Source organism: Streptomyces sp. MGP-BFMKR1, assembly GCF_057766585.1.
The window spans coordinates 2,019,602-2,044,217 of sequence record NZ_CM173408.1; the positions used below are offsets into that span (position 1 = coordinate 2,019,602).

Consider the following 24,616-nt stretch of genomic DNA (forward strand, 5'->3'; position numbering starts at 1 on the left):
GGGGCACGGGGCACGGGGCAACGAGCGGGTGTCGCGCTGGGGAACGGGGCACGGGGCCGAAGGTGGGCGCGGATGCCGGGTCCGTGGCGGGGCGGGGCCGCCAACGGGAGGCGTGCGAGCGGGCGGTGACGGTGCGGCCAGGCCGTAGGGCCATTCCACACCGGGGCGGCGACCGGAGTGCGACGCTGGCGTATCCGGCCCTGTACTGGGCGTATATCCTCGGCCGGGTTGGGTGCGTACGTGCTCCCGCGTGCCCCCGACCGTCACTTGACGGGGGCACGCGCAATGGGTTGCATACGTTCTGTGATCGCGTACCGGGCTCCTATTGTCAGTTCTCCTACCTGCCGCAGGGACGGGGGAACCGCGCCGTGGACCCGGTGATCGTCGTGGGTGCGGGCCCCGTCGGCCTCGCGCTGACGCTGGCTCTCGCCCGCCGCGATGTTCCCGTCATCCTGCTCGACGAGGGGCCCGGCCGACCACGCATAGACGAGCAGCGCCCAGCCCGTACCGCCGTGCTCCGGCCGGACACCGCCCAGATGCTGAGCCGCCTCGGATGCGCCGTCGCCACCGACGGGGGTGCCCGCTGGACGGGGTGGCGCACCATGCGCCGGCGCCAGACGGTGCGTCAGGTGACCTTCGACGACCCGCGGGCGCCACGGAGCGGTGTCGCGGACGCCCCGCCGGCGCTCCCGGCCCCGCGCGACGCGACCGCGCCGGACGAACCGTCGGGCATCGCCTCGCCGCTGCACCTCCCCCAGCACGTGCTCACCCGATCGCTGCGCGCCGCGTTGGCCCCGTTCTGCCAGCAGCCCGGCGGCGGGCTGGTGCGGATCGCCACGGGCGGCCGGCTGGACGCCATAGAGCAGGACGAGGCCGGCGTCAGCGTCCACACCAGGCCCGTACTCGACACGGAGCCGGCGGACGAGGCGGACGCCGCCGATCCGGGCGAGGGGCCGGCCGCGGGCGCGTCGGGTCCCGCGAGCGGACCGGAGGCCAAGGGCATCTGGTGGCGCGGGAGTTACGTGATCGGCTGCGACGGTCCGCGGTCCACCGTCCGCAAGTTGCTGCGCGTGCGGTTTCCCGGCCGGACGGCGGTGGAACGCCATGCCGTGGCGGCGCTCAGGGCTGATCTCCCGTTCCCCGGCGAGGGCCTGCTGCACCGGCTGCCGCCGTGGCGCGGCGCCGACGCGGAGGTGACCGCGCGCCCGCTGCCGGGTGGTGCCTGGCGGCTCGACTGGCTGCTGCCGCCCGGTGGCGACCTGGTCACCCCCGAGGCCCTGCTCAGCCGCGTGCGCGACACCCTCACCGGCTGGTGCGGCACCCTGCCCCCGTACGAACTGCTGGACACCGGCGTGTACGTGGCGCACCACCGGCTCGCCCGCCGCTGGCGGGTGGGGCGGGCGTTCCTCGCCGGGGACGCCGCGCACCTGATAGGGGCGCTCGGTACGCAGGGGCTCGACGAGGGGCTGCGCGACGTCGACAACCTGGCCTGGAAACTGGCCCTGACCTGGCACCACGGCGCGGGCGACCCGCTGCTCGACAGCTATCAGACGGAGCGGCGCGGCGCCGTCGGCGCCCGGCTGCGCACCGCCGACCAGTTGCTGTCCCAGGTGCGCGCGCCGGGCGGCTGGTCCGCCGTGCGCCGTTCGGTGCTGCCGGGCTCCGTGCGCGGCCACGACGCGCTGCTCACCGACGGCCACGCGGGCCTCGGGCAACTCGGCGCGCCCCCGAGCTACCAGCGCAGCCCGCTGCAACCGGCGCCCCCGGAGGGCGCGGAGGCCGTGGACACGGCGCCCGGCAGCCCGGTGGCCGACGTGCCGGTGACGGCGCCCGACGGCTCCCTGACCCGGCTCCGCAGCCGGCTCGGTGGAGCGCTGCTCGTGGTCCTGGTCGCCCCGGGCACGGGCGTGTGGGAGCGCCGGCACTGGGTGGGCGCCGGGCTCATGCCCCGCCTCGCCGCGGCCGTCGCCGCGCTGCCGGTACGGGCCGAGATCCTGGTCGCGGAGGGTTACCCGGGGGCCGCCGCGCACACCGTGCTGCTGGTACGGCCCGACGGCTACCTGGTAGCGGCGCTGGCCGGAGTCCGTCAGGCCGAGCTGTACGCCTGCGCGGACGCCGCACGGGGCGGACTCCTCCAGGCCCCCGCCCACAGCCCCACCTGACGGCGCCACGGTCCGGCCCCCGCGCTCCGTACGCCGGTACGCCAGCCCACCGGTGCGCCCGTGCCCCGTACGCCGGCCGGGGGCAACGGTGGGAGACGCGCGTACGGCGGCGCGGGGTGAGTCCCGTCGAGAGGCGTCAGCCCGGACCGTACGCGCGGGGGTACGTTCACGGGCTCCGCGCGCCGCCGCCTCGGGGCGAGGCCGGCTACGCACAGTCACCGACCGCGCACGAGCGACCGCCGCCGCGCACGTCTCGCCGTGCCGGCGCCATCGGGAGCGCGCGGCGCGTCGCCACGGGCCGGGGCGGCACGGGCGGGCGCGTTCGGGGGGCCGGCCCGGGGGCAGCCGCGCCGCACCGGGAGTGGGCGCGACGCGTCAGACCGGAGCGTGGACGGTGCGCATCTCGGGCGGCCGGTAGGGGTAGCAGAGTGCGCGGGCGCACACCCGGTCGCTGTTGACCATGGGCGAGGGGAGGTGGTCTACTCCGAACCATGTCTGACACCAGCCTGCGTCTCTGGCGGAGGGTCCACATGGACCTCCTTCGCTACGCGGGCTGCGTGTGTCGACCGTCCTGCTGATCCGCCTTCCCCTTCCGCGTGGCCCGCCGCCGCGCGTCCTCGCGAGCCCTCAGGACGGTCTCCGTGACAACCCACTCGGTCGGCCCTGCCGCCTCTCCCCTCGCCACCGCCTCGGCCATGGCGGCCACTGCCTCGGCCACGGCGAGCCCTCCGCCCGCCGTCGCGGCCCCGCCCGCCGCGTCCCCGTACGCCTCGGCCATCGCCGCACCCTCCCCTACCCCACCAGGTCGCGGCGCGGCGCCGGGACTCGCCGCCGCGCCGCCGCCCGGCGGGGCCCCGCTCCCCGCCCCCGGCCGCCCGGAGGCGACTCCCGCGCCCCGGGGCAGCGGCGTCTCCCTGACCGAACTGCTCGACTACGTCCGCCGCGTCGCGGCCGACGCCGCCCTCGTCGCCACGCTGCCCCTCGACCCGGAGGGCCGCACCTGGTCCCGTCTGGAGGGGCCGGGAGGCAGTGAGGCGTGGCTCATCGGCTGGCCGCCGGGTACCGGCACCGGATGGCACGATCACGGCGGCTCGCACGGCGCCTTCGCCATCGCCGACGGTGAGTTGATCGAGCAGTCGCTCGCCGCTCAGTTGCCCACCGAGGGCTGGAAGACGCTAGAACTCGCCGAGGGCGTGGACCGCCAGCGCACCCTGCCCCGGGGCAACGGTCGCGCCTTCGGCCCGCACCACGTCCACCAGGTGCTGAACCTCTCCGCCCAGCGGCACGCCATCTCCGTGCACGCCTACTATCCCCCGCTGCCGCTCATGCGCCGCTACAGCCGTACGGGCCCCGTACTCCGCCTTGAGCAGGTCGAGCACCCCGGGGAGTGGGCATGAGCACCCACCCGCCGACCAGCGTGGACACCCTCCTCGAACGGGCCCGGGCCCAGCTCCACCGACTCAGCCCGCACGAGGCCGCCGCGGCGGCACGGGACGGCGCCCTGCTCATCGACACCCGCTACGCCGCCCTCCGCGACCGGGACGGGCTGGTCCCCGGCGCGCTGATCGTGGAGCGCAACGAGTTGGAGTGGCGGCTCGACCCGCACGGCGACCACCGCCTGCCCGAGGTCACCGGGCACAACGTGCGGGCCGTGGTGTTCTGCAACGAGGGGTACGCCTCCAGCCTCGCGGCGCTCTCCCTCCACCAGCTCGGCCTGGCGCGGGCCACCGACATCGTCGGTGGCTTCCAGGCGTGGCGGGCGGCGGGGCTGCCGGTACGGCACTCCGAGCAGCCGTCCGTCCCGGCCCGGACCATCGCGGGCTAACGCGATCACCTTTCGCGGGGTGCGCCTGTCCGCGCGACGGGTGGGCGCGCCCGCTTCGGCGCACCGCAGCGGACAGCGGTCCGTCCCGCGCGGGACCGCTCACCTGGCTCTGGCCCACGCTTCGGACGCGGCCAAGGCGCACCCAGGGCACACCCAGGACTCGGACGATCGTGGGCCCGTGACCGGTGCGCGCCGTATCGACGCACTCCGGCGCTCAGTGACCGGCGCCGTAGCGAGGGGGCTCCGCGTCCAGCAGGCTCCGCGTTGTCGCTCGGTCACGCGTCGGGCAGGTGGTGCTCCAGCAGTTCCGCGTCCTCGCCCTCCTCCTCCAGCGCCCGTCGCACCGCCCGCAGGGCCACGCCCTCGGAGTAGCCCTTGCGGGCCAGCATCGCGGCCAGTCGCCGGATGCGCTTGTCCCGGTCGAGCCCCCGGGTGGAGCGCAGCTTGCGCTCCACCAGCTCGCGGGCGGTTCGCTCCTCCTGCTCCAGGTCGAGCTGACCGACCGCCTCGTCGATGAGCGCGGGGTCCACGCCCTTGGTACGCAACTCCCGCGCCAGCGCTCGCCGGGCGAGCCCCCGGCTGTGGTGCCGGGACTCGACCCACGCCTCGGCGAACGCCGCGTCGTTGATCAGGCCGACGTCCTCGAAGCGGGACAGTACTTCCTCCGCCACGTCATCGGGGATGTCGCGCTGGCGCAGGGCCTGGGCGAGTTGCTTGCGGGTGCGTGGCGTCCCGGTGAGCAGGCGCAGGCAGATCGCCCGCGCCTGCTCACCGGGCTCCATGCTGGAGGCTTCCCCCTGGCCCCCACGCGACGCCCTCCGCCCGGCCCTCGACGGGCCGAGGTCGTCGCTGCCCGGTCGTCCCGCGTCGCCACTGTCCGGCCAGTCACTTCGCCGGGTCATCGGCTAGCTCTTGGCCGCGGCGGCCTTGGTTGCCTTGGTCGCCTTCACGGCCGTCGGCGCAACCGTCTTCGCGGCGGTCGCGGGCTCGGCAGTGGCGGCGACCGTGCCGTCGGACTCCGCGGCCTGCTTGTCGGCCTTCACGCCGATGCCGAGCTTCTCCATGATCTTCTTCTCGATCTCGTCGGCGAGGTCGGGGTTGTCCTTGAGGAAGTTGCGGGCGTTCTCCTTGCCCTGGCCGAGCTGGTCGCCCTCGTACGTGTACCAGGCGCCGGACTTGCGGACGAAGCCGTGCTCCACGCCCATGTCGATCAGGCCGCCCTCGCGGCTGATGCCCTGGCCGTAGAGGATGTCGAACTCGGCCTGCTTGAAGGGCGGGGCGACCTTGTTCTTGACCACCTTGCACCGGGTGCGGTTGCCCACCGCCTCGGTGCCGTCCTTCAGCGTCTCGATCCGGCGGATGTCGATCCGGACCGACGCGTAGAACTTCAGCGCGCGGCCACCGGTCGTGGTCTCCGGCGAACCGAACATCACGCCGATCTTCTCGCGGAGCTGGTTGATGAAGATCGCCGTCGTCTTGGACTGGTTGAGCGCGCTGGTGATCTTGCGGAGCGCCTGGCTCATCAGTCGGGCCTGCAGGCCGACGTGCGAGTCGCCCATCTCGCCCTCGATCTCCGCGCGCGGGACGAGCGCCGCCACGGAGTCGATCACGATGAGGTCGAGCGCGCCGGAGCGGATCAGCATGTCCACGATCTCCAGCGCCTGCTCGCCGTTGTCCGGCTGGGACAGGATGAGGGAGTCCGTGTCCACGCCGAGCTTCTGCGCGTAGTCGGGGTCGAGGGCGTGCTCGGCGTCCACGAAGGCGACGGTGCCGCCGGCCCGCTGGGCGTTGGCCACGGCGTGCAGCGTCAGCGTGGTCTTACCGGAGGACTCCGGTCCGTACACCTCCACCACACGGCCACGCGGCAGGCCGCCGACGCCCAGCGCGACGTCGAGGGCGGTCGACCCTGTGGAGATGACCTCGATGGGGTCGTTGGGCCGGTCACCCATCCGCATTACGGCACCCTTGCCGAATTGCCGTTCAATCTGCGCGAGCGCGGCGTCCAACGCCTTCTCGCGGTCAGTTCCTGCCGCCATGGGCTCCACCCGGTTTGCTTGAGTCGATCGCTTCACGTCCACGACGCTAACGCCTGCCACTGACAATCGGCCCGGACACCCTCTCCGCCTGTGGATAACCGGGGGCAGAACCGCCAGCCAGCACCCCCATGAGAATAGATGTTCGATTTTGGTGTCAAGCAGGTCCTCGCTCGCGGCGCGCCCGCGCTCCGGCGTGCCGAAGCTGCGGGCCGACGTCGCCGCTGCGGCGCGGCCGGCGCTCCGTTCCGCGCCGCCGCGCTCCGCCCCGTGGGGCGCCGCACGCCGCGCCGTTACCCATTCCACTGCGGCCCGGCCACCGCTACGGCCCGCCTGTCGCGCCGCGGCGCGGTGGCCGCTCGGCGGTCAGCCCTCGGGGACCGGCTCCCCCGTCGCCGGCCTCGTGGGCTCGGGAGGCCGGGACGGCGTCGGGGCGCCTGCCGGGGCATCCTGCGCCCGCTCCGTGTCGGTCGCCTGCGCGGGCACCGTCCCCGCCGGCGGGGCTCCGTCGCTCCCGTCGGGGCGAGCGGGAACCGCGACCGGCGCGGCGGGCTCGGCATCCGCCCCGTCAGGCGCCGACGCGCCCGAGGCCGCCCCGTCCTCTCCCCGCCGGAGCGCACGCCGCACGCGCGCCAGCCGCGACATGCCCCGGGGCCTGCGGGTGCCTCCCTGCACCCGCGCCTCGTCCGTCACCTCGTACCGCTTGATGTAGGTACCGAGGAACGCCTGCAGCGTCGCGGTGGCCGGGATGGCGATGAGGGCGCCGACCGCGCCGAGCAGCGCCGTGCCGGCGATCACCGAGCCGAAGGCGACGGCCGGGTGGATGTCCACGGTCCTGGCGGTGATGCGGGGCTGGAGCAGGTAGTTCTCGAACTGCTGGTAGATCACGACGAAGCCGAGCACCCACACCGCGTACCAGGGGTTGACGGTGAAGGCGATCAACATCGGCAGGCCGCCGGCCAGGTAGGTGCCGATGGTGGGGATGAACTGCGAGATCAGACCCACCCACACGGCCAGCGCCGGGGCGTACGGCACGCCCAGCACCTCCAGCAGTATGTAGTGCGCGATGCCGGAGATCAGGGCCATCAGGCCGCGGGAGTACAGGTAGCCGCCGGTCTTCGCCACCGCGATCTCCCAGGCGCGGAGCACCTCGGACTGCCGGTGCGGCGGCAGCACGGAGCACAGCGCGCGGCGCAGCCGCGGGCCGTCGGCGGCGAAGTAGAACGCGAAGAGGGTCACCGTCAGCAGCTTGAACAGCCCGCCGAGCACCTGCGCCGACACGTCCAGCACGTTGTTGGCGCTGTCCTGTACGTACTTCTGAAGCCAGTCGGAGTGCAGCAGGCTGTCCTGCACTTCGACCCGGGACAGCTCCGTGTGGAAGGTCGTGTTGACCCAACTGATCACCTTGTCCAGGTAGTTCGGGAAGTCCTCGACCATGGTGACGATCTGGTCGGCGAGCATCGAACCCAGCAGGGTGAAGAAGCCGGCGACGGCGATGAGGATGCCGAGGAAGACCAGCCCGGTCGCCGCCCCACGGCGCAGCCCGCGAGCGGCCATCCAGTCCACGGCGGGCTCGATGGCCAGCGCGAGGAAGAACGCGATCAGGATGTTGAGCAGCAGCGACGTCAGCTCGTGAAACGCCCAACTGGCGAACTGGAAGCCGGCCACCAGCGCCAGGGCGAGGACCATGGCCCGGGGCAACCAACGGGGCATACGCGCACTCGCCGCGTCACGCGGGCCCACGGGGGGCGCTTCCTGAACGGTGTCTTCTGTCGCTACCACGGAGCAAGTGTGGCCCATGTGGCAGACGTGCCCCCGCGCACCCCTGTCATGTCCGCGTTCAAATCGGTTCCCGGGCCGACCGCCGCCCCCGCCCGGGAGGCGCTGACCGACGCACGCACCCGGCTCCGTGCTCCGTGCCCCGTGCCCCGTGCCCCGTGCCCGCAACTGTCGCCCCACGCCGTCCGGCCCCGCCACCCCGCACAACGCGCCGCTCCGTGGCTCCGTGGCTCCGTGGCTCCGTGGCTCCGAAAAAAGCCTGCCCCGGAGGGCAGGCTTCTGGCGCGCGCGGTCGTCTCCGCTCCGTTCCGTCAACGCCTCTCGTACGGGACGTCAACGGCCGCGCAGACCCCGCGCCACACGTCCTTGGCGCTCCAGCCGGCCTCCAGGGCCTCGTGGACAGTCCGGCCGCCCAACTCGGACATCACGTGGTCACGCGCGAACGAATCCGCGTACCCCTCTCCGAAGTAGTCCGCCATCCGCTGCCAGAAGACCGTCAACCGCATACGTCCAGTATCGCGCCCCTGAGAGTGCAGCCGTACGGCATCGGCCGCCCCGTGCCCCGTTCCGGTCCTACGGTCAGGGGATGGACCCAGCACCGACCTCACCCCTCGCCCGTGCCGAGCACTTCGTCTGGCTCACGGCCCGCGTCCTGGAGCAGCGCAGGTTCGCGTACCACTTCCTGCCCCAGCGCGACGGCCTGGAGCCCGCCGTCGACGCCGTGGAGCGGGCGCTGGCCGCGTACCTGAACGACGACGGGGGGTACGGGCACGCCCTGGAGCCGGACCTGCGCGGCCCCGTCAGCCAGCCCCTGCACACGGCGTACGCCCTGCGCGTGCTCGACGAGATCGGGCGCTGCGGCGGGCAGCGGATAGAGCGGGTCTGCCGGTACCTGACCGAGATCTCCACCCCGACCGGCGCCCTCCCGGCGCTCCACCCCTCGCTGCGCGGGTACCCGGCGGCGCCGTGGATTCCGGTGGTGGACGACCCGCCGAGCGACCTGCTCGCCACCGGCCCCGTCACGGGGCTGCTGCACCGGGGTGGCGTGTGGCACGCCTGGCTGTTCCGGGCCACGGACTTCTGCTGGTCGGCGGTGGAGCGGCTGGCGGACGGAGCGCCGACGCATCCGTACGAGGTCATGGCCGCGATCACCTTCCTGGACTGCGTGCCGGACCGCCAGCGCGCGGGCGCGGTCGCGGAGCGGCTCGGCGCGCGGGTACGGGAGCAGCGACTCGTCGTCCTCGACCCGTGGGACGCGGCCGACCATCCGGTGCCGGCGGGATACGGACCCGGGGAGCACCACTTCGCGCACGACTTCGCCCGCCTCCCCGGCTCCGTCGCCCGCCCGTGGTTCTCCGACGCGGAGATGTCGGCCTCCTTGGACCACCTCGCGGCGGCGCAGCAGGAGGACGGCGGCTGGCCCATCAACTGGCGCCAGTGGGCACCCGGCACGGCGCTGGAGTGCCGCCCCATGGTGACCATCGACGCCCTGCTGACGCTGCGCGCGTACGGCCGGGAGATCGACTGACGGCACGGCACGGCACGGAACGGAGGACGGGGCACGACGGCTACGGCGCCGCTGGCAGCAGGGCGACGGGGCGTACGGGGCGACGGGGCCCGTGAGGGCTCCGCGCACCGACCGGCCCGCCGTCTGCCCCGTGCCCCATAGCACGGGGCACGGGGCACGGGGCACGGAGCCACGGAGCACGGAGCGGCGGCCCCGGGTACGGGGCGCGCCGCACGGGCCGCGAAGTGCCGGCCGCACGACGCGTTCGTACGCACGACCGCCGGGGCGCGGAACGGAGCCCGTACGGCGCGCGCGGTCGGGTCGTCAGCCGGCGACGGCCCGCACCAGCGCCGTCACGGCCACGGCGACCGCCACCACGAGCAGGAACGGGGCGCGCAGCACCAGGGCGAGGGCCGCCGCGCCCAGGCCCGCCGCGCGGGCGTCGATGACGAGCGTGTGCTCCGTGCTGAACGTCTGCTGCGCGATCAGGGCTGCCAGCAGCGCCACGGGCAGCAGGGCGGACAGTCGCTTGACCAGCGGGCGCTCCAGGGCGCCCGCCGGCACGGAGAGGCCGAGCAGCTTGACCAGGTAGCAGCCGACGGCCGTCACGGCGATGGCGATCCACGTGTTCATCGGTTCTCTCCTTCGGCGGTACCGCTCGGCTCCGTGGCATCGGTCGCGGTCGTGGGCTCGGGCTGCCCCGCGGGCCGTGTGGCGGCGCGACGGCCGTGCACGGCCAGGACGATCGGTGCGGCGAGCGCCGCCACCAGCACCGGCACCCCCGCGGGCAGGACCGGCACACAGGCCAGGACGAGGACGACACCGAGGCCGGCCACCACGCGCTCCAGTGGGCTGCGGAGCATCGGGGCCAGGAGGGCGAGGAAGACCGCGGGGCCGGCCGCGTCGAGGCCCCAGTCGTTGGGGTCGCCCAGCGAGGCGGCGCCGAGTGCGCCGACCAACGTGGTGAGGTTCCACAGCGCGTACAGGCTCGCTCCCGTCACGGCGAAGCCCAGCCGGGCGGCGCGCCGGTCCCGCTGGGCCAGTGCGACGACGGCGGTCTCGTCGATGACCCAGTGGGCGGCCAGCGGCCGAAGGGCCCGGGGCAGCCGCAGAAGTTGGGACAGGCGCAGCCCGTAGAAGGCGTTGCGTATGCCGAGGAAGAACGCGCCGGCCGCCGCCGTCAACGGGTTCCCGCCGGCGGCCAGGGCGCCGACGAGCGCGAACTGCGAGGCCCCGGTGAACACCAGCAGGCTGAGCACACACGTTTGCAGCAGGCTGAGCCCGGAGCCGGCGGACGTGACGCCGAAGGCGAACCCGGAGAGCCCGACCGCGACGCCCACCCCGAGCGCGTCCCGCACCACGGCCCCGTCCCCCGCGTCGGCACCGCCGTCACCCGCCGGGTGCCGTGGCCCCGCACCGCCCGACCCGGCGGGAGCGGCCGGCCGCCCCGTGCCCCGTGCCCCGTCCCCGGCCACGCTCGCCGCCCCGTTCCCCGCGCCGGACGCCCGTCCAGCGCCGGCGGGCCCGCGTCCCGTGCCAGTCGCCTCGTCGGCGCCGCCGGCTCCGTGCCCCGTCGGGCTCTGCGCTCCGTGCCCCGTCGGCTTCGCCGCCCCGTGCCCCGTGTCGGTCGCGACGGCCGCGCTGGACGGAGCCCCGTCAGCCGCGCCGCTCGGCGCTCCGTCCAGCGCGCCGGCCGGCGCCCCACCGGGCTCCGTGGTCGGCGCCCCGTGCCCCGTGCCCCGTGCTCCGTCCTCGTCCCCACGGCGCGGGACTCGTGCCGCCCCGTTCGTACGCTCCGCGCGCCGCACGGGGCGCTGCCATTCCTCGCGTTCCGCTTGTTCGACCACGCCGGCAACGTACGGGTGTCCGAACGACGCGGTCTTGTACGTTCTTGCGGTCGCGGTCAGGGGCGCTGGCGCGTGTTCGAGCGCTCCCTGCGGTAGGCGCCCGGCGGCACGCCGACGATGCGGGTGAAGTGGCGGCCCAGGTGCGGCTGGTCGGTGAAGCCGACCAGGGCGGCGGTCTCGGCTGGTGGCGTGCCGTCCTCCAGGAGCCGGCGGGCGCGCCGCACCCGGGCGTCGGTCAGCCAGGCGTGCGGGGGCATCCCGTACGCGGCGCGGAAGGCACGGAGCAGGGCGAAGGGGCCGGTGCCGAGCTCCGCGGCCAGGTTCGCGAGGGTGGGCGGGGCGGCCATCCGGGCCTCCAGGATCTCCCTGGCCCGGGCGGCGGCGCGCGCGCCGGCCCCGCGCGGTGCGGGGCGGTCGGGGAGCGTCCCGCCGTGCCCGCGCAGCAGCCGCGCGATGGCCTGGCGCAGCACCGTGTCGGCGGCCAGCGCGTTGCCCCGCTCCGCGGCCTGGTGCACGGCCATGATCAACCGCACGCTCTCCGGGTCCTGCACGACCGGTTCGCGGAACCAGGCCGTCCCACGGGACGCGGACACCTCGGCGGCGATGTCGTCGACCATGGCGGCGGCCGGGTAGAGCACGTGGTACGCCCAGCCCTCGGGCACTCCGGCGCGTGCCGTGTGCGCCACGTCGGGGTTGATCATGACGACGCCGCCCGGGCCCACCCGCTGCACGCCGGTCGGCAGCCGGATCTCCTCGACGCCGCCGGTGATCGCGCCGATGACGTAGCCGTCGTGGGTGTGCTGCGGGAAGGCGTGCCGGATGTAGCGGGCGCTCAGCAGGTCCACGCCCGGCAGCTCCGCGTACTGCCAGTGCCTCGCCCGCTCCCGCTCGCTCATGCCCCCATTGTGCGTAACGGTCGTTCGGCGGTTCCGGCCGGCCGCCCGGGCGGCACCCGGGCCCCGCGAGGGCCCGTACAGCCCGGGTGACCTGCCGCTCCGGTCGATTGTCAGTGGTGCGGTGCACGATGGGGGCATGGTGAGGAACGAGCAGCGCGGTGAGCCGGCGGGGGGTGGTGCCCCGGACGGCGCGAGCGCGCACGCCGCGGCGCTGGCGGGGTTCTCGGCGGCCACCCGCGGCTGGTTCACCGGGGCGTTCACGGCGCCGACCGCCGCCCAGACCGGTGCCTGGCGGGCGATCGGCGAGGGCTCGGACGTGCTGGTGGTCGCGCCGACCGGTTCGGGCAAGACCCTCGCGGCCTTCCTTGCCGCGATCGACCAGCTCACCAGCGCGCCGCCGCCGGCGGAGTCGAAGAAGCGCTGTCGCGTGCTGTACGTGTCGCCGCTCAAGGCCCTCGCGGTGGACGTGGAGCGCAATCTGCGCAGCCCGCTCACCGGCATCCGGCAGGAGGCGGTGCGGCGTGGCCTGCCCGAGCCGGAGGTGCGGGTGGGCATCCGGTCCGGCGACACCCCGCCGGCGGAGCGCCGCGCCCAGGCCACCCGGCCGCCGGACATCCTGATCACCACGCCCGAGTCGCTGTTCCTGATGCTGACGTCCGCCGCGCGGGAGGCCCTGGCCGGCGTCGAGACGGTGATCCTGGACGAGGTGCACGCGGTGGCGGGCACCAAGCGCGGCGCGCACCTGGCGCTCTCCCTGGAGCGGCTCGACGCCCTGCGCGGAGCGGGTGAGGGCGGGTCGGGGCGCGCGCGTCCGGCGCGTCGTATCGGGCTGTCCGCGACGGTGCGACCGGTGCAGGAGGTGGCGCGCTATCTCTCCCCGGGACGGCGGGTGGAGATCGTCCAGCCGCCGTCCGGCAAGGAGTTCGACCTGTCGGTGGTCGTCCCCGTGGAAGACCTGGGCGAGTTGGGCTCCTCGCCCGTGCGGGACGGGCAGGAGCAGGAGGGCGAGCGGCCGTCGATCTGGCCGCATGTGGAGGAGCGGATCGTCGATCTGGTGCAGGCCCACCGTTCGACCATCGTCTTCGCCAACTCCCGCCGCCTGGCCGAGCGGCTGTGCAATCGGCTCAACGAGATCGCGTACGAACGGGCCACCGGCGACCCGCTGCCCGAGCACCACGCGCCGGCCGAGGTGATGGCCGAGGCGGGCGCGGCCAGGGGCGCGCCCGCGGTGCTGGCCCGCGCGCACCACGGCTCGGTCTCCAAGGAGCAGCGGGCACTGGTCGAGGAGGACCTCAAGGCGGGCCGGCTGCCCGCCGTGGTCGCCACCTCGAGCCTGGAGCTGGGCATCGACATGGGCGCCGTGGACCTGGTCGTGCAGGTCGAGTCGCCGCCCTCGGTGGCCTCCGGGCTCCAGCGGGTGGGCCGCGCGGGACACCAGGTGGGGGCCGTCTCCACCGGCGTCGTCTTCCCCAAGTACCGCGGTGACCTGGTGCAGGCCGCGGTGGTCACCGAGCGGATGCGCGCCGGCGCGATCGAGGCGCTGCGCGTCCCGGCCAACCCGCTCGACGTCCTCGCACAGCAACTGGTCGCGATGACGGCGATGGACACCTGGGACGTCGACGAGTTGTTGGCCGTCGTGCGCCGGGCCGCGCCCTTCGCGACGCTGCCCGAGTCGGCGTTCACGGCGGTGCTCGACATGCTCGCCGGTCGCTATCCCTCGGACGCCTTCGCCGAGTTGCGGCCCCGGGTGGTGTGGGACCGGGTCGCCGGGACGGTCACCGGCCGCCCCGGGGCGCAGCGCCTCGCGGTCACCTCCGGCGGGACGATTCCCGACCGCGGCCTGTTCGGGGTCTTCCTCGCCGGCGCCGAGCCGTCCAGCGGCGGGGGCGGCCGAAGCGGCGGGCGGCGGGTCGGCGAGTTGGACGAGGAGATGGTGTACGAGTCCCGGGTGGGCGACGTGTTCACCCTCGGGACGACCTCGTGGCGGATCGAGGACATCACGCGGGACCGGGTGCTGGTGACGCCCGCGCCCGGCGTGCCGGGGCGGCTGCCGTTCTGGAAGGGCGACCAGCTCGGACGACCGCTGGAGCTGGGCCGCGCCCTGGGCGCCTTCCTGCGGGAGGTCGGCGCGCTGGCCCCGGACGCCGCCCGGGCCCGGCTGAGCGCCGCCGGGCTCGACCGCTGGGCGGCGGACAACGTGCTGGCGTACGTGGCGGAGCAGCGCGCCGCGTGCGGCCACGTCCCGGACGACCGCACGATCGTGGTCGAGCGGTTCCGGGACGAGCTGGGCGACTGGCGCGTGGTCATCCACTCCCCCTTCGGAGCCCAGGTGCACGCCCCCTGGGCGCTGGCCCTCGGCGCCCGACTGACCGAGCGGTACGGGATGGACGCCCAGGTCATGCACGCCGACGACGGCATCGTGCTGCGGCTGCCCGACGCGGACCTGCTCGGCCTCGACCTGCTCGACGTACCGATGCCGACCGAGCCGGGCGGCGACGAGCGGTCCCCCGCCGCCGGCACGCGGCCGGCGCCCGACCACGGCACGGCCTTCGACAGCGAGCAGTCCCCCGTCGGCGCGGCCGACGTCACCTTCGACCAGGGCGAAGTGTCCCAGTTGGTGACCGACGAGGTGGGCGGCTCGGCGCTGTTCGCCGCCCGCTTCCGGGAGTGCGCCGCCCGCGCGCTGCTCCTGCCACGGCGCACCCCGGGCAAGCGCACCCCGCTGTGGCAGCAGCGCCAGCGCGCCTCGCAACTGTTGCAGGTAGCGAGCGAGTTCGGCTCGTTCCCGATCGTCCTGGAGGCTGTCCGCGAGTGCCTTCAGGACGTCTTCGACGTGCCGGGGCTGACCGAGCTGATGGGTGACATCGAGGCGCGCCGGGTGCGGCTGGTGGAGGTGACCACGCCCGAGCCCTCGCCGTTCGCGCGCTCCCTGCTCTTCGGGTACGTGGCGCAGTTCCTCTACGAGGGCGACTCGCCGCTGGCCGAGCGCCGGGCCGCCGCGCTCTCGCTGGACTCCCGACTCCTGGCCGAACTGCTGGGCCAGGCGGAGCTGCGCGAGTTGCTGGACCCCGAGGTGCTGGCCGAGCTGGAACGCGAGTTGGCCTGGCTCAGCGACGATCGGCGGATCAAGGACGCCGAGGGCGTCGCCGACGCCCTGCGCGTCCTGGGGCCGCTCACCGACGAGGAGTTGACGCGGCGGGGCGCGGCCCCCGAGTGGCCGGCGCGCCTGGAGTCCGCCCGGCGCGCCATCCGGGTGCGCATCGCCGGCCGCCAGCACTGGGCCGCGGTGGAGGACGCGGGGCGACTGCGGGACGCGCTGGGCACGGCGCTGCCGGTCGGCGTCCCGGAGGCGTTCACCGAGCCGGTACGGGACCCGCTGGGCGACCTCCTCGCGCGGTACGCGCGCACGCACGGGCCCTTCACCTCGGCCGACGCGGCGGCGCGCTTCGGCCTCGGCCCGGCCGTCACGGACGGCGCGCTGCACCGTCTGGCCGCCGACAACCGGGTCGTCCAGGGCGAGTTCCACCCCTCGGGCATCGGCCAGGAGTGGTGCGACACGGCGGTGCTGCGCAGGCTGCGGCGGCGGTCCCTGGCCGCCCTGCGCCACGAGTTGGAGCCGGTCGCGCCGTCCGCGCTCGCCGCGTTCCTGCCGCAGTGGCAGCACGTGGGCGGTGGCGGGCTGCGCGGCGTGGACGGCCTGGTGCGCGCCATCGAGCAGTTGCAGGGCGCGGCGGTGCCCGCGTCCGCGCTGGAGAAGCTGGTGTTGCCGTCCCGGGTGGCCCGGTATTCCCCAGCCCTGCTCGACGAGTTGACCGTGGCCGGGGAGGTGGTGTGGGCCGGCGCGGGCGCGCTGCCCGGCAAGGACGGCTGGGTCTCGCTCTACCTGGCGGAGGCCGCGCCCCTGCTGCTGCCCGAGCCGCGCCCGCTGGAGCTGACCCCGCTCCACGAGGCGGTGCTCTCCGCGCTCGCCGGCGGGTACGGGCTATTCTTCCGTCAGATCGCCGACCAGGTGCGGGCCGCCGGGCTCGCCGAGCCGACGCCGGGCGCCGACGCCGAGATCGCCGACGTCATCTGGGACCTGGCGTGGTCGGGCCGGATCACCAACGACACCGTCGCCCCGCTGCGCTCCCTCCTCGGTTCCGGGCGCACCGCCGGGGCGACCGCCCACCGCGCCAAGCGGGCCGTCCCGCGCGGCCGGTACGGCTCGCTGACGAGCTCGCGCGGGTACGGCCGGATGACTGCCCGCCCCACGGCCTCGCTCGGCGGGCCGCCCACGGTGGCGGGACGCTGGTCGCTGGTGCCCGAGCGGGCGGCCGACCCCACGCACCGGGCGCACGCGCTGGCCAGCACGCTGCTCGACCGGCACGGCGTGGTGACCCGCGGCGCCGTGGCGGCGGAGGGCGTCGAGGGCGGGTTCGCCGCGGCCTACCGGGTGCTGTCCGTCTTCGAGGAGAGCGGCCAGGCGCGCCGCGGCTACGTCGTGGAGGGACTGGGGGCCGCCCAGTTCGCCATGGACGGGGCGGTGGACCGGCTCCGCGCGGTGGGCACGGCACGCGACCGCGCGGAGAGCGCCGCCCTCGACCCGGCCTTCCGCCAGGGCCTCGGCGACGGCGCGGGGCGCGACGGCGGCCCGGGGGCGGGCTCCGCGCCACGGGCCCTGGTGCTCGCGGCCGCCGACCCCGCCAACGCGTACGGCGCCGCCCTCAACTGGCCGGACCCGCCGCCGGGCGCCACCCACAAGCCGGGCCGCAAGGCCGGCTCGCTGGTCGTCCTCGTCGACGGTGAGCTGGTGCTCTACCTGGAGCGCGGCGGGAAGACGCTCCTCGCCTGGCCCAGCTCGACCGGCGCGCCCCCGTCCTCCCCCGAGCGCACCACCCCCTCCCCGTCCGCGACCCGCGAGCCGGCGGCCGACCCCGGCACGGCCGACGACCCCCGACTGATACCGGCGTTCGAAGCGCTGGCCACCGCGGCCCACGCCGGGTCCCTCGGCACCATCACGGTCGAACGGATCAACGGCGTGGCGGCGCTCTCCTCACCGTTCGGAGCGGCCCTGGAGACCGCAGGTTTCCACGCCACCCCTCGCGGGCTGCGCCTGCGCTCCCCGCGCTGAGGCTGGCCCGCGGGCCCCGGAGGCGGCGGAGGCGGGCGGCGTCCGCCGATCATGGAGCGCAGGGCACCGCACGCCGGGCTCCGGGGCCCCAGACGCCATGGTCGGCGCCTGGCCGCACAAGGAAACGGCATGATGGCCCCATGCCCGAGGGAGACACCGTCTGGCGCGCCGCGCACCGGCTCCACGCCGCGTTGGCGGGCAAGCCCCTGACCCGGTGGGAGCTGCGCGCTCCCACCGGCGCCAGCCTGCGCCCCGACGCCCGCGGCAACCGGCGCCCCCGCCTCCCCGACACCGACCTGACCGGGCGGCACGTGCGCGAGGTCGTGCCACGCGGCAAGCACCTGCTCGCCCGCGTCGAGGGGGGCCTCACGCTCCACTCGCACCTGCGGATGGACGGCGCCTGGCACGTCTACGACACCGGTGAGCGCTGGCGCGGGGGCCCGGGGCACCAGATCCGGGCGGTGCTCGGGGTGGCGGACCGTACGGCCGTCGGCTACCGGTTGCCCGTGCTCGGCCTCCTGCCCACGGCCGAGGAGCACACCGTCGTCGGCCATCTCGGCCCCGACCTGCTGGGCCCGGACTGGGACCCGGACGAGGCACTGCGCCGCGTGCTCGCCGCCCCGCGCCGAGCGCTCGGCGAAGCGCTGCTGGACCAGCGCAACCTCGCGGGCATCGGCAACGTGTACAAGGCGGAGCTGTGCTTCCTGCTCCGGGTCAGCCCGTGGTCGCCGGTGGCCGATCTCGGCGCCCCGGCACGCCAGCGACTGATGCCGCTGGCCAAGAAGTTGCTGGAGGTCAACAAGTCGCGCCCGACCCGGATCACCACCGCCGAGCGCCACCCCGACCACCGGCTGTGGGTCTACGGCCGCGCGGGCAAACCGTGCGCGCGCTGCGGCACCGCCATCCGCGTGGCCGAACAGACCAGCCCCGACGATCCCGCCAGCACCCCGGCCCGCATCACCTACTGGTGCCCCCGCTGCCAGCCGGGCCCCGCGCCCGAGCCATCGCCGTAAGCCCCCACCCCCACGGGCGCCACCAAGATCACTCCGGCCGAGTACGCACCCAGCAGCGCGGCGATCAGGGCCAGGCCCCCTGGCGTCGACACCGCCCACCACGGCCGCACCGGCTCTCCTGGCCATGCCAGCGCCACACCCAGCACGGGCCGGCAGGATCAACGCCCAGACCGGCCGCCCTCGACCCCGACCTCTGCCTCCGACCCGGCCTCTACAAACCCCGGAGCACCACCGCGCCCCGCGCCCCACTCCCGTACAGCCAGCCGCGCTACGAAGAAGCGCGCCGCCCACCCCGCGTACGCCCTCGCGCCCACCGCCAGCCCGCGCGCCACCGCGCTCCGCCGCCGCCCACCCGTACGGGATCGCGTGCCGCGAGTCGCGCCGATGCCGCCGCATCCACCCCCCGCGCCACCCGCGCCGCGGGTCGCACCCGCACCACACCCGTCGCCCGCGTCGTCGGCCCCCGCGCTCCGTGGCGCGTCCGCCCAGATGACCGCTCACCGCCGTTCCGACGACGGCCGGCCGGCACGCAGTGCACGGGTAGCAGGCTCAGGCCCCAGCCGCCCGCGAGCAGTACTCCCTCTATCGGCCCCGCCGGCGCGGACTCGGCGGCCGTCCACAGCACGGCCCAGCCCCAGGCCACGCTCAGCAACAGCGCGCCGGCCAGTCGCACGGCGTCAGGCACCGCCAGCCGTCGCCCACTCCCCGAACCCGCGATGCCTCGCCCGTATGCGACGGCGATGCCCCGGCCCCGCGTGGCCCGCCCCACGGCCCGGCCTCGTACGCCTCCGCCGGGCGCCTGCCGGCCACTCGCCGGCCGGGGATGGGGCGGGCTGAGAACGTCGGGCGGATATCGGCTCGTCTCGCATGTCCGGGCACCTCTCGCGGTCGGGCTCGGGGGCGTCGAGCCCCGTCGCGCACCCCGTCTCGTCCTGTCGTGCCAGTCTCGCCCGGAGCCACGTCTCACGCATCCAGAGCGTGTCCAGCGCGGCACCTCGTGCGACACCCCCTGCGACGCGCCATGCCGCGCGCCGCGGCGCCCCCGCGCCGACGGCGACCCCGCACCGACGGCGGCCCCGCGACACGACGGAGCCGGCCCCACAACCTGTGAGGCCGGCTCCCGTGTCGACAGGGCCCTGCCGGATTCCGCCGATGTTCCGGTGGAGGCGCGAGATTCCGTGGAATCCGCCGCCGCGGCCCGGAACGCGTCACCGTGTCAGCACACCCGGCAGCGCGAGGTAATGCCCACTCGCGCAGGTCAGAGGCTCGTTTCGGCAATCCGAGCCCTGACCCGGCTCAGCCGGCCTCCGCCTGGAACATCCACGCGTGCTTCTCGAGGTCGGCGGTCAGGCCGATCAGGATGTCCTGCGACACCGGGTCGGGCTTGTCGGTGGCCTCGATGCGCTCGCGCATCCGGCCGATGACCGCGTTGAGCGCCCCGACCAGGATCTGCACTGCCTCGGTGTCCTTGATCCAACCGTCCTTGACGGTCTCGATGCCGCTCGTCTTGGCGACGGTCTCGGCTCGGCCGTCCGGGCTCACGCCGATCGCGGAGGCGCGCTCGGCGACGGTGTCGGTGTGCGTCCGCGCGGACTCCACCACATCGTCGAGCTGCAGGTGGATGGAGCGGAACCGGGGGCCGACCACGTTCCAGTGCACCTGCTTGGCCACCAGGGACAGATCCACCAGGTCCACCAGCGCGCCCTGAAGCGCGTCGCCGACGGTCTTCCGGTCCGACTCGGGCAGCGAGCTCTTGACGACAGTCATGAATTTCCTCCTATGTGACGGATAAGTCCCTTCCCTCACCCTGCCATACACCCGCGTACCCAGGCATACGCGGCATATGGCCAACCCGTCCCACCTTCTCGAACGGATCACCCACCTACCCCCCGCCACCAGCCCCACTCCGACCGGTACGACGCCGCTCCCCCACCGGCCCATTGCCCCACCGGGGCCAGCACCCACCTGACCCCGCACGCCGAACCAGCGAGACCAGGCCAACCAGCCCCGCCCCGAACCAGCCAGGTCAGCCCGGCCCGCCCCAGGCCAGGCCAGCCAGCCAGCCAGCCAGCCCCCAAACGCCGTACGCCCCGTCCGGATGCGGACGGGGCGTACGGGACAGCAGGTGCTCGGCTGGTCGTGCGGCCGATGTGTGGCTTCCTAGGCGGCGACCACGTTGACCGCCTCGGTGGGCGCCTTGATGGTGACGCGTTCCTCCGGGACGGACGTCACCGAGGTCACGGACACGGAGTTCAGGCGTGGACGCATCGGCGCCGGCACGGGCTCGCTCGCCGCGGCGGAGCGCGCCAGTTCGGCGAGCGCCAGCTCGTCGCTCACTTCGCGCATCACCTGGGACATGCGTACGTCCAGGGCGTCGCAGATGGCGGAGAGCAGTTCGGAGGACGCTTCCTTCTGTCCTCGCTCGACTTCTGAGAGGTACCCCAGGGACACCCGGGCGGACGAGGAGACCTCGCGCAGCGTCCGGCCCTGGCGCTGACGCTGTCGGCGCAGCACGTCACCCAGCAGGCGACGGAGCAGAATCATCGCTGGCTCCCTCCTCGGACCGCGTATCCGGTTCCTTCTCGCCCCACCGTACCGCCTCGGGCTCCACCCGTGCGGGGGGCGATGTCGTGTTCACTCAGGGCTGCAAACATCAAACACGCCCACCCTGTTCCGTATCCTGTGCCCTCGCATTCTCGATCAATTCGCTCAGCAGCAGTTCGAGGGCGGATGTGACGCTACGTTCCCGATTTTCGGCGCGATTTCCAGCCAGTTGCAGCGCCGCGGCGGCCGACGCGTCGCGCGGGCCGGCGACCGCGATGTGGACGGTGCCCACCGGCTGGCCGTCCTGCGGCTCGGGCCCGGCGACCCCGGTGGTGGCGAGCGCCCAGTCGGCCCCGACGACGCGGCGTACGCCCCGTGCCATCTGGGCCGCGACCTCGGCGTCCACCGCTCCGCGCGCGGCGAGCAGCGCCTCGTCCACGCCCAGCACGCCGGCCTTGACCTCGGTGGCGTACGCCGTGACCGAGCCGCGGAAGCAGCGCGAGGCGCCGGGCGCGTCCGTGAGCGCCGCGGCGAGCAGTCCGCCGGTCAGCGATTCGGCCACCGCCACGCTCTCGCCGCGGGCGCCGAGCGCCGACAGCACGTCGGTGGCGAGCGTCGACCGTCGCGCGCGTGCGGCGATCGCCTCGTCCGCCAGCGCGCGCTCTTCCGTCACTGAATCCCCCTCAGTCACCGTGTTACCTCTCCACTCCCATCGGCTTCGAACGGCGGCGGGCGGTGGGGTCCCCACCGCCCGCCGCACACCACTCACTCATCGGGTTCCCCATACCGCGCACGTCAGCGCACCGATTCCCGGTCCGTCCCCGCTCGCGTGCGCGCGCGTTCGCGCTCGGCGGCGAGGCCGGCGCGGCGCAGCACGACGGCCTGGCGTACGTAGTCCAGGCCGGTCACCACGGTGAGCAGCACGGCCACCGCCATCACCCAGAAGCGCAGGGTGGCCAGCGGACCGGTCAGCGCGAGGATGTACATGCCCACGGCCGTGCCCTGCGCCAGGGTCTTCATCTTGCCGCCGCGGCTGGCCGGAATGACGCCGTGCTTGATCACCCAGAAGCGCATCAGGGTGATGCCGATCTCGCGGAAGAGGATCACGCCGGTGACCCACCACGGCAGGTCGGACAGCACGGACAGGCAGACCAGCGCCGCGCCCATGATCGCCTTGTCCGCTATCGGGTCGGCGATCTTCCCGAAGTCGGTGACGAGGTTGTAGCGCCGCGCGAGCTGGCCGTCGAACAGGTCGGTGATCATCGCGACCGAGAACGCCGCCCACGCGAAGGAGCGCCAGGCCGGGTCGTAGCCGTCGCCGTGCAGCATCAGCAGCACGAAACCCGGCACCAGCACGAGCCGCACCATGGTCAGGATGTTGGCGATGTTCCACAGCCCGGCGGTGCGGGCGGTCACCGTCGCCGCACGGGCGCCTCCCGCCGCGGAGGCCGGGACTCCGGTCATCTGGCCGCCCCCTCGGGACACGCGTCGGCCAACGGCTCGGCGACCAGGTCCACGCCCTCCGACGCGATCACCTTCGCCTCCACCAGTTGGCCGGGCGCCAGCTCTCGGTCGGTGAGCAGCGTCGTCTGCCCGTCGGTCTCGGGGGCCTGGTGCGCGCCCCGGCCGACGGTGCCCTCGCTGTCGTCCACCCGGTCCACGAGCACCCGAACGGTCTCGCCCAGGCGCTCCTCGGCCCGCTGCGCCGTCAGCTCCTCGGCCAGTCGGGAGAGGTGCTCCAGGCGCTCGGCGACCAGTTCCGGGTCGAGCTTGTTGTCGTAGGTGGCCGCCTCGGTGCCGTCCTCGTCCGAGTACCCGAAGACGCCGATGGCATCCAACCGGGCTTCGGTGATGAAGCGCTCCAGCTCGGCGAAGTCGGCCTCGCTCTCGCCGGGGAAGCCCACGATGAAGTTGGAGCGCGCGCCGGCCTGCGGGTCCTTGCCCCGGATCTGGTCGAGCAGTTCCAGGAACCGGTCGGTGTCGCCGAACCGGCGCATGGCGCGCAGTACGCCGGGCGCGGAGTGCTGGAAGGAGAGGTCGAAGTAGGGCGCGACCTTGTCCGTCGAGGTGAGGACGTCGACCAGGCCGGGCCGCAGCTCGGCGGGTTGCAGGTAGCTGACCCGCACCCGCTCGATGCCGTCCACCGCCGCGAGCTCGGGCAGCAGCGTCTCCAGGAGCCGGATGTCGCCGAGGTCCTTGCCGTAGGACGTGTTGTTCTCGGAGACCAGCATGATCTCCTTGACGCCCTGCTCGCCGAGCCAGCGGGTCTCGGTGAGCACGTCGGCGGGGCGGCGGGAGATGAACGAGCCGCGGAAGGAGGGGATGGCGCAGAAGGAGCAGCGTCGGTCGCAGCCGGAGGCGAGCTTGACGGAGGCCACCGGGCTGGTGCCCAGGCGGCGCCGGAGCGGTGCGCGCGGCCCCGATGCGGGGGCCACACCGGCCGGGAGGTCCGCCAGGTCGGCCTGCGGCCCCTGGTCGGCCTCGGTGGCCGTGGCGCCGTGCCCGGGCAGCGCCACCCCGGCGCCCTGCCGCTCGGCGGGGCTGATCGGCAGCAGCTTGCGCCGGTCGCGCGGGGTGTGCGAGGCGTGCACACCGCCGGAGAGGATGGTGCGCAACCGGTCGGAGATGTCGGCGTAGTCGTCGAAACCGAGCACGCCGTCGGCTTCTGGCAGCGCCTCGGCCAGCTCTTTGCCGTATCTCTCGGCCATGCAGCCGACCGCGACGACGGCCTGGGTGCGGCCGTGGTCCTTCAGGTCGTTCGCTTCCAGGAGGGCGTCAACCGAGTCCTTCTTGGCGGCCTCGACGAAGCCACAGGTGTTGACGACGGCGACATCGGCTTCGCCGGCTTCCTCGACGAGCTCCCAGCCATCCGCCGCCAAGCGGCCTGCGAGCTCCTCCGAGTCCACCTCGTTACGGGCGCAGCCAAGAGTGACGAGAGCGACGGTACGGCGTTCGGGCATACGCTCAGACTACTTCGTTCCCGCACCTGTCCCCGCGCCAAGGGCACACGAAGCACCCGCCCGGTGCGCTCGGGACGGCTCCCACCCGCCCCGATTCCGGGTATGCCCGAAACGAACCCGTCCCGATCAGCCCGCCTCGGGGTCTCCCTTGGTGTAGCTCAGGCGCTGGACCTGGCCGTCTTCGCCGACGTCCGTGACTTCCTTGCCGTTGACGAAGAGCTTGACCGCGCCGGCGTCGCCGAGCACCAGATCGATCCGCTTGGAGTCGGTGAACGTCTTCGACGTGCCCTGCTGGAGCACGCCGACGTGCAGCAGCCGCCCGTTGTGGTCCTTCGCGGAGATCCACGCCTGCCGGTCGGCGGCGGTGAGCTTGACCGTCACCTTGTTGGCGGGCACGCCGGCGACGGCGCTGTCGGACGGGTCGGGCTTGGGGTCGGCCGGCTTCGTCGTGGACTTCTCCGCCGACGGGGTCGGCTTGCCGGCGTCGGTGGCGTCGGCCGCGGTGCTGCCCGTCCCGTCGTCGCCGCCGCTGAACAGCGTGAAGCCGACGAACCCGACGACGGCCACGATGGCCGCGACCATGGCCGCGGTCCAGTTCGGGCGGCGCGGTTCGGAGCGGATGCGTTCGGCCTCGAAGAGCGGCGCGGCGGCGGTGGGCTCGGGACGGCCGCCGTGTTCCTCGTCGTACTGGGCGATCAGCGGAGCCGGATCGACCCCGACGGCGCGCGCGAGGGAACGGATGTGCCCCCGGGCGTAGACGTCGCCGCCACAGCGGGAGAAGTCGTCCTGCTCGATGCCGTGCACGATGGGGATGCGCACCCGGGTGGCGGTACTGACCTCGTCAACGGTCAGCCGGGCGCCGATGCGGGCCTGCTGGAGGACGCGGCCGATGGAAGGGCGGTCGTCTGCGGGGGAGTTGCCGATGGACACGAGGGTGCCT

General features: G+C 74.6%; 20 protein-coding genes. 7 read left to right on the plus strand and 13 right to left on the minus strand.

Annotated elements, in window-relative coordinates:
* The first annotated feature begins 368 nt into the window (after positions 1-368).
* The 4 genes from AC3CHW_RS07460 (at position 369) to AC3CHW_RS07475 (ending at position 3,987) form a co-directional block, all read left to right on the plus strand.
* Complete coding sequence (locus AC3CHW_RS07460) at positions 369-2,162, plus strand: FAD-dependent monooxygenase (RefSeq protein WP_488469966.1); 1,794 nt, start codon at positions 369-371, stop codon at positions 2,160-2,162.
* A gap of 491 nt (positions 2,163-2,653) precedes the next feature.
* Positions 2,654-2,740, plus strand: coding sequence for a putative leader peptide (locus tag AC3CHW_RS07465; RefSeq protein WP_315971046.1), 87 nt, complete (start codon positions 2,654-2,656; stop codon positions 2,738-2,740).
* Between the two features lie 336 nt (positions 2,741-3,076).
* Positions 3,077-3,559, plus strand: a complete 483-nt coding sequence (locus AC3CHW_RS07470; RefSeq protein ID WP_187088291.1) for a cupin domain-containing protein — start codon at positions 3,077-3,079, stop codon at positions 3,557-3,559.
* Complete coding sequence (locus AC3CHW_RS07475; RefSeq protein ID WP_488469967.1) at positions 3,556-3,987, plus strand: rhodanese-like domain-containing protein; 432 nt, start codon at positions 3,556-3,558, stop codon at positions 3,985-3,987. Before AC3CHW_RS07470 ends, AC3CHW_RS07475 begins: the two co-directional genes overlap by 4 nt.
* Before the next feature lie 275 nt (positions 3,988-4,262).
* Here AC3CHW_RS07475 and recX read toward each other — a convergent pair whose 3' ends face one another.
* The 4 genes from recX to AC3CHW_RS07495 all read right to left on the minus strand — a co-directional run bounded on the left by recX (position 4,263) and on the right by AC3CHW_RS07495 (position 8,305).
* Positions 4,263-4,889, minus strand: coding sequence for a recombination regulator RecX (gene recX, locus AC3CHW_RS07480; RefSeq protein WP_488469968.1), 627 nt, complete (start codon positions 4,887-4,889; stop codon positions 4,263-4,265).
* A 3-nt stretch (positions 4,890-4,892) separates the two neighbouring features.
* Complete coding sequence (gene recA / locus AC3CHW_RS07485; protein WP_459250498.1) at positions 4,893-6,023, minus strand: recombinase RecA; 1,131 nt, start codon at positions 6,021-6,023, stop codon at positions 4,893-4,895.
* A 363-nt stretch (positions 6,024-6,386) separates the two neighbouring features.
* Positions 6,387-7,820 (minus strand): AI-2E family transporter, encoded by a 1,434-nt coding sequence (locus AC3CHW_RS07490; protein WP_488469969.1) that lies wholly within the window; start codon positions 7,818-7,820, stop codon positions 6,387-6,389.
* A 290-nt stretch (positions 7,821-8,110) separates the two neighbouring features.
* Positions 8,111-8,305: a DUF3046 domain-containing protein gene (locus AC3CHW_RS07495; RefSeq protein WP_187060964.1), complete on the minus strand. Its 195-nt coding sequence runs from the start codon at positions 8,303-8,305 to the stop codon at positions 8,111-8,113.
* Between the two features lie 80 nt (positions 8,306-8,385).
* On the opposite strand from AC3CHW_RS07495, the gene AC3CHW_RS07500 reads away from it, so the two are divergent.
* Positions 8,386-9,327, plus strand: a complete 942-nt coding sequence (locus AC3CHW_RS07500; protein WP_466297163.1) for a hypothetical protein — start codon at positions 8,386-8,388, stop codon at positions 9,325-9,327.
* A gap of 303 nt (positions 9,328-9,630) precedes the next feature.
* On the opposite strand, the gene AC3CHW_RS07505 is transcribed toward AC3CHW_RS07500, so the two are convergent.
* The 3 genes from AC3CHW_RS07505 to AC3CHW_RS07515 all read right to left on the minus strand — a co-directional run bounded on the left by AC3CHW_RS07505 (position 9,631) and on the right by AC3CHW_RS07515 (position 12,049).
* Entirely contained in the window at positions 9,631-9,939 is a 309-nt protein-coding gene (locus AC3CHW_RS07505; protein WP_398612107.1) for an AzlD domain-containing protein, read from the minus strand.
* Complete coding sequence (locus tag AC3CHW_RS07510; RefSeq protein ID WP_488470992.1) at positions 9,936-10,781, minus strand: AzlC family ABC transporter permease; 846 nt, start codon at positions 10,779-10,781, stop codon at positions 9,936-9,938. Before AC3CHW_RS07510 ends, AC3CHW_RS07505 begins: the two co-directional genes overlap by 4 nt.
* 428 nt (positions 10,782-11,209) lie before the next feature.
* Positions 11,210-12,049, minus strand: a complete 840-nt coding sequence (locus AC3CHW_RS07515; protein ID WP_488469970.1) for an AraC family transcriptional regulator — start codon at positions 12,047-12,049, stop codon at positions 11,210-11,212.
* 136 nt (positions 12,050-12,185) lie between these two features.
* On the opposite strand from AC3CHW_RS07515, the gene AC3CHW_RS07520 reads away from it, so the two are divergent.
* Together AC3CHW_RS07520 and AC3CHW_RS07525 are read left to right on the plus strand one after the other, a co-directional pair.
* Positions 12,186-17,159, plus strand: coding sequence for an Lhr family ATP-dependent helicase (locus AC3CHW_RS07520; RefSeq protein ID WP_488469971.1), 4,974 nt, complete (start codon positions 12,186-12,188; stop codon positions 17,157-17,159).
* Between the two features lie 140 nt (positions 17,160-17,299).
* Positions 17,300-18,172, plus strand: coding sequence for an Fpg/Nei family DNA glycosylase (locus tag AC3CHW_RS07525; protein WP_488469972.1), 873 nt, complete (start codon positions 17,300-17,302; stop codon positions 18,170-18,172).
* A gap of 1,296 nt (positions 18,173-19,468) precedes the next feature.
* On the opposite strand, the gene AC3CHW_RS07530 is transcribed toward AC3CHW_RS07525, so the two are convergent.
* The 6 genes from AC3CHW_RS07530 to AC3CHW_RS07555 all read right to left on the minus strand — a co-directional run bounded on the left by AC3CHW_RS07530 (position 19,469) and on the right by AC3CHW_RS07555 (position 24,606).
* Positions 19,469-19,939 carry a Dps family protein gene (locus tag AC3CHW_RS07530; RefSeq protein WP_176164454.1) on the minus strand — a complete coding sequence of 157 codons (471 nt, stop codon included), beginning with the start codon at positions 19,937-19,939 and terminating at the stop codon, positions 19,469-19,471.
* A 393-nt stretch (positions 19,940-20,332) separates the two neighbouring features.
* Complete coding sequence (locus AC3CHW_RS07535) at positions 20,333-20,716, minus strand: helix-turn-helix domain-containing protein (protein ID WP_176164453.1); 384 nt, start codon at positions 20,714-20,716, stop codon at positions 20,333-20,335.
* 109 nt (positions 20,717-20,825) lie between these two features.
* A complete protein-coding gene (locus AC3CHW_RS07540) occupies positions 20,826-21,356 on the minus strand; it encodes a CinA family protein (RefSeq protein ID WP_269785659.1) in 531 nt (176 codons plus the stop codon).
* A gap of 155 nt (positions 21,357-21,511) precedes the next feature.
* Positions 21,512-22,180 (minus strand): CDP-diacylglycerol--glycerol-3-phosphate 3-phosphatidyltransferase, encoded by a 669-nt coding sequence (gene pgsA / locus AC3CHW_RS07545; RefSeq protein ID WP_398612285.1) that lies wholly within the window; start codon positions 22,178-22,180, stop codon positions 21,512-21,514.
* Complete coding sequence (gene rimO / locus AC3CHW_RS07550; RefSeq protein WP_176164451.1) at positions 22,177-23,676, minus strand: 30S ribosomal protein S12 methylthiotransferase RimO; 1,500 nt, start codon at positions 23,674-23,676, stop codon at positions 22,177-22,179. Before rimO ends, pgsA begins: the two co-directional genes overlap by 4 nt.
* A 126-nt stretch (positions 23,677-23,802) precedes the next feature.
* The gene (locus AC3CHW_RS07555; protein ID WP_398612287.1) at positions 23,803-24,606 is read right to left on the minus strand and encodes a helix-turn-helix domain-containing protein; all 804 of its coding nucleotides are present in this window, start codon (positions 24,604-24,606) and stop codon (positions 23,803-23,805) included.
* Positions 24,607-24,616: the final 10 nt, after the last annotated feature.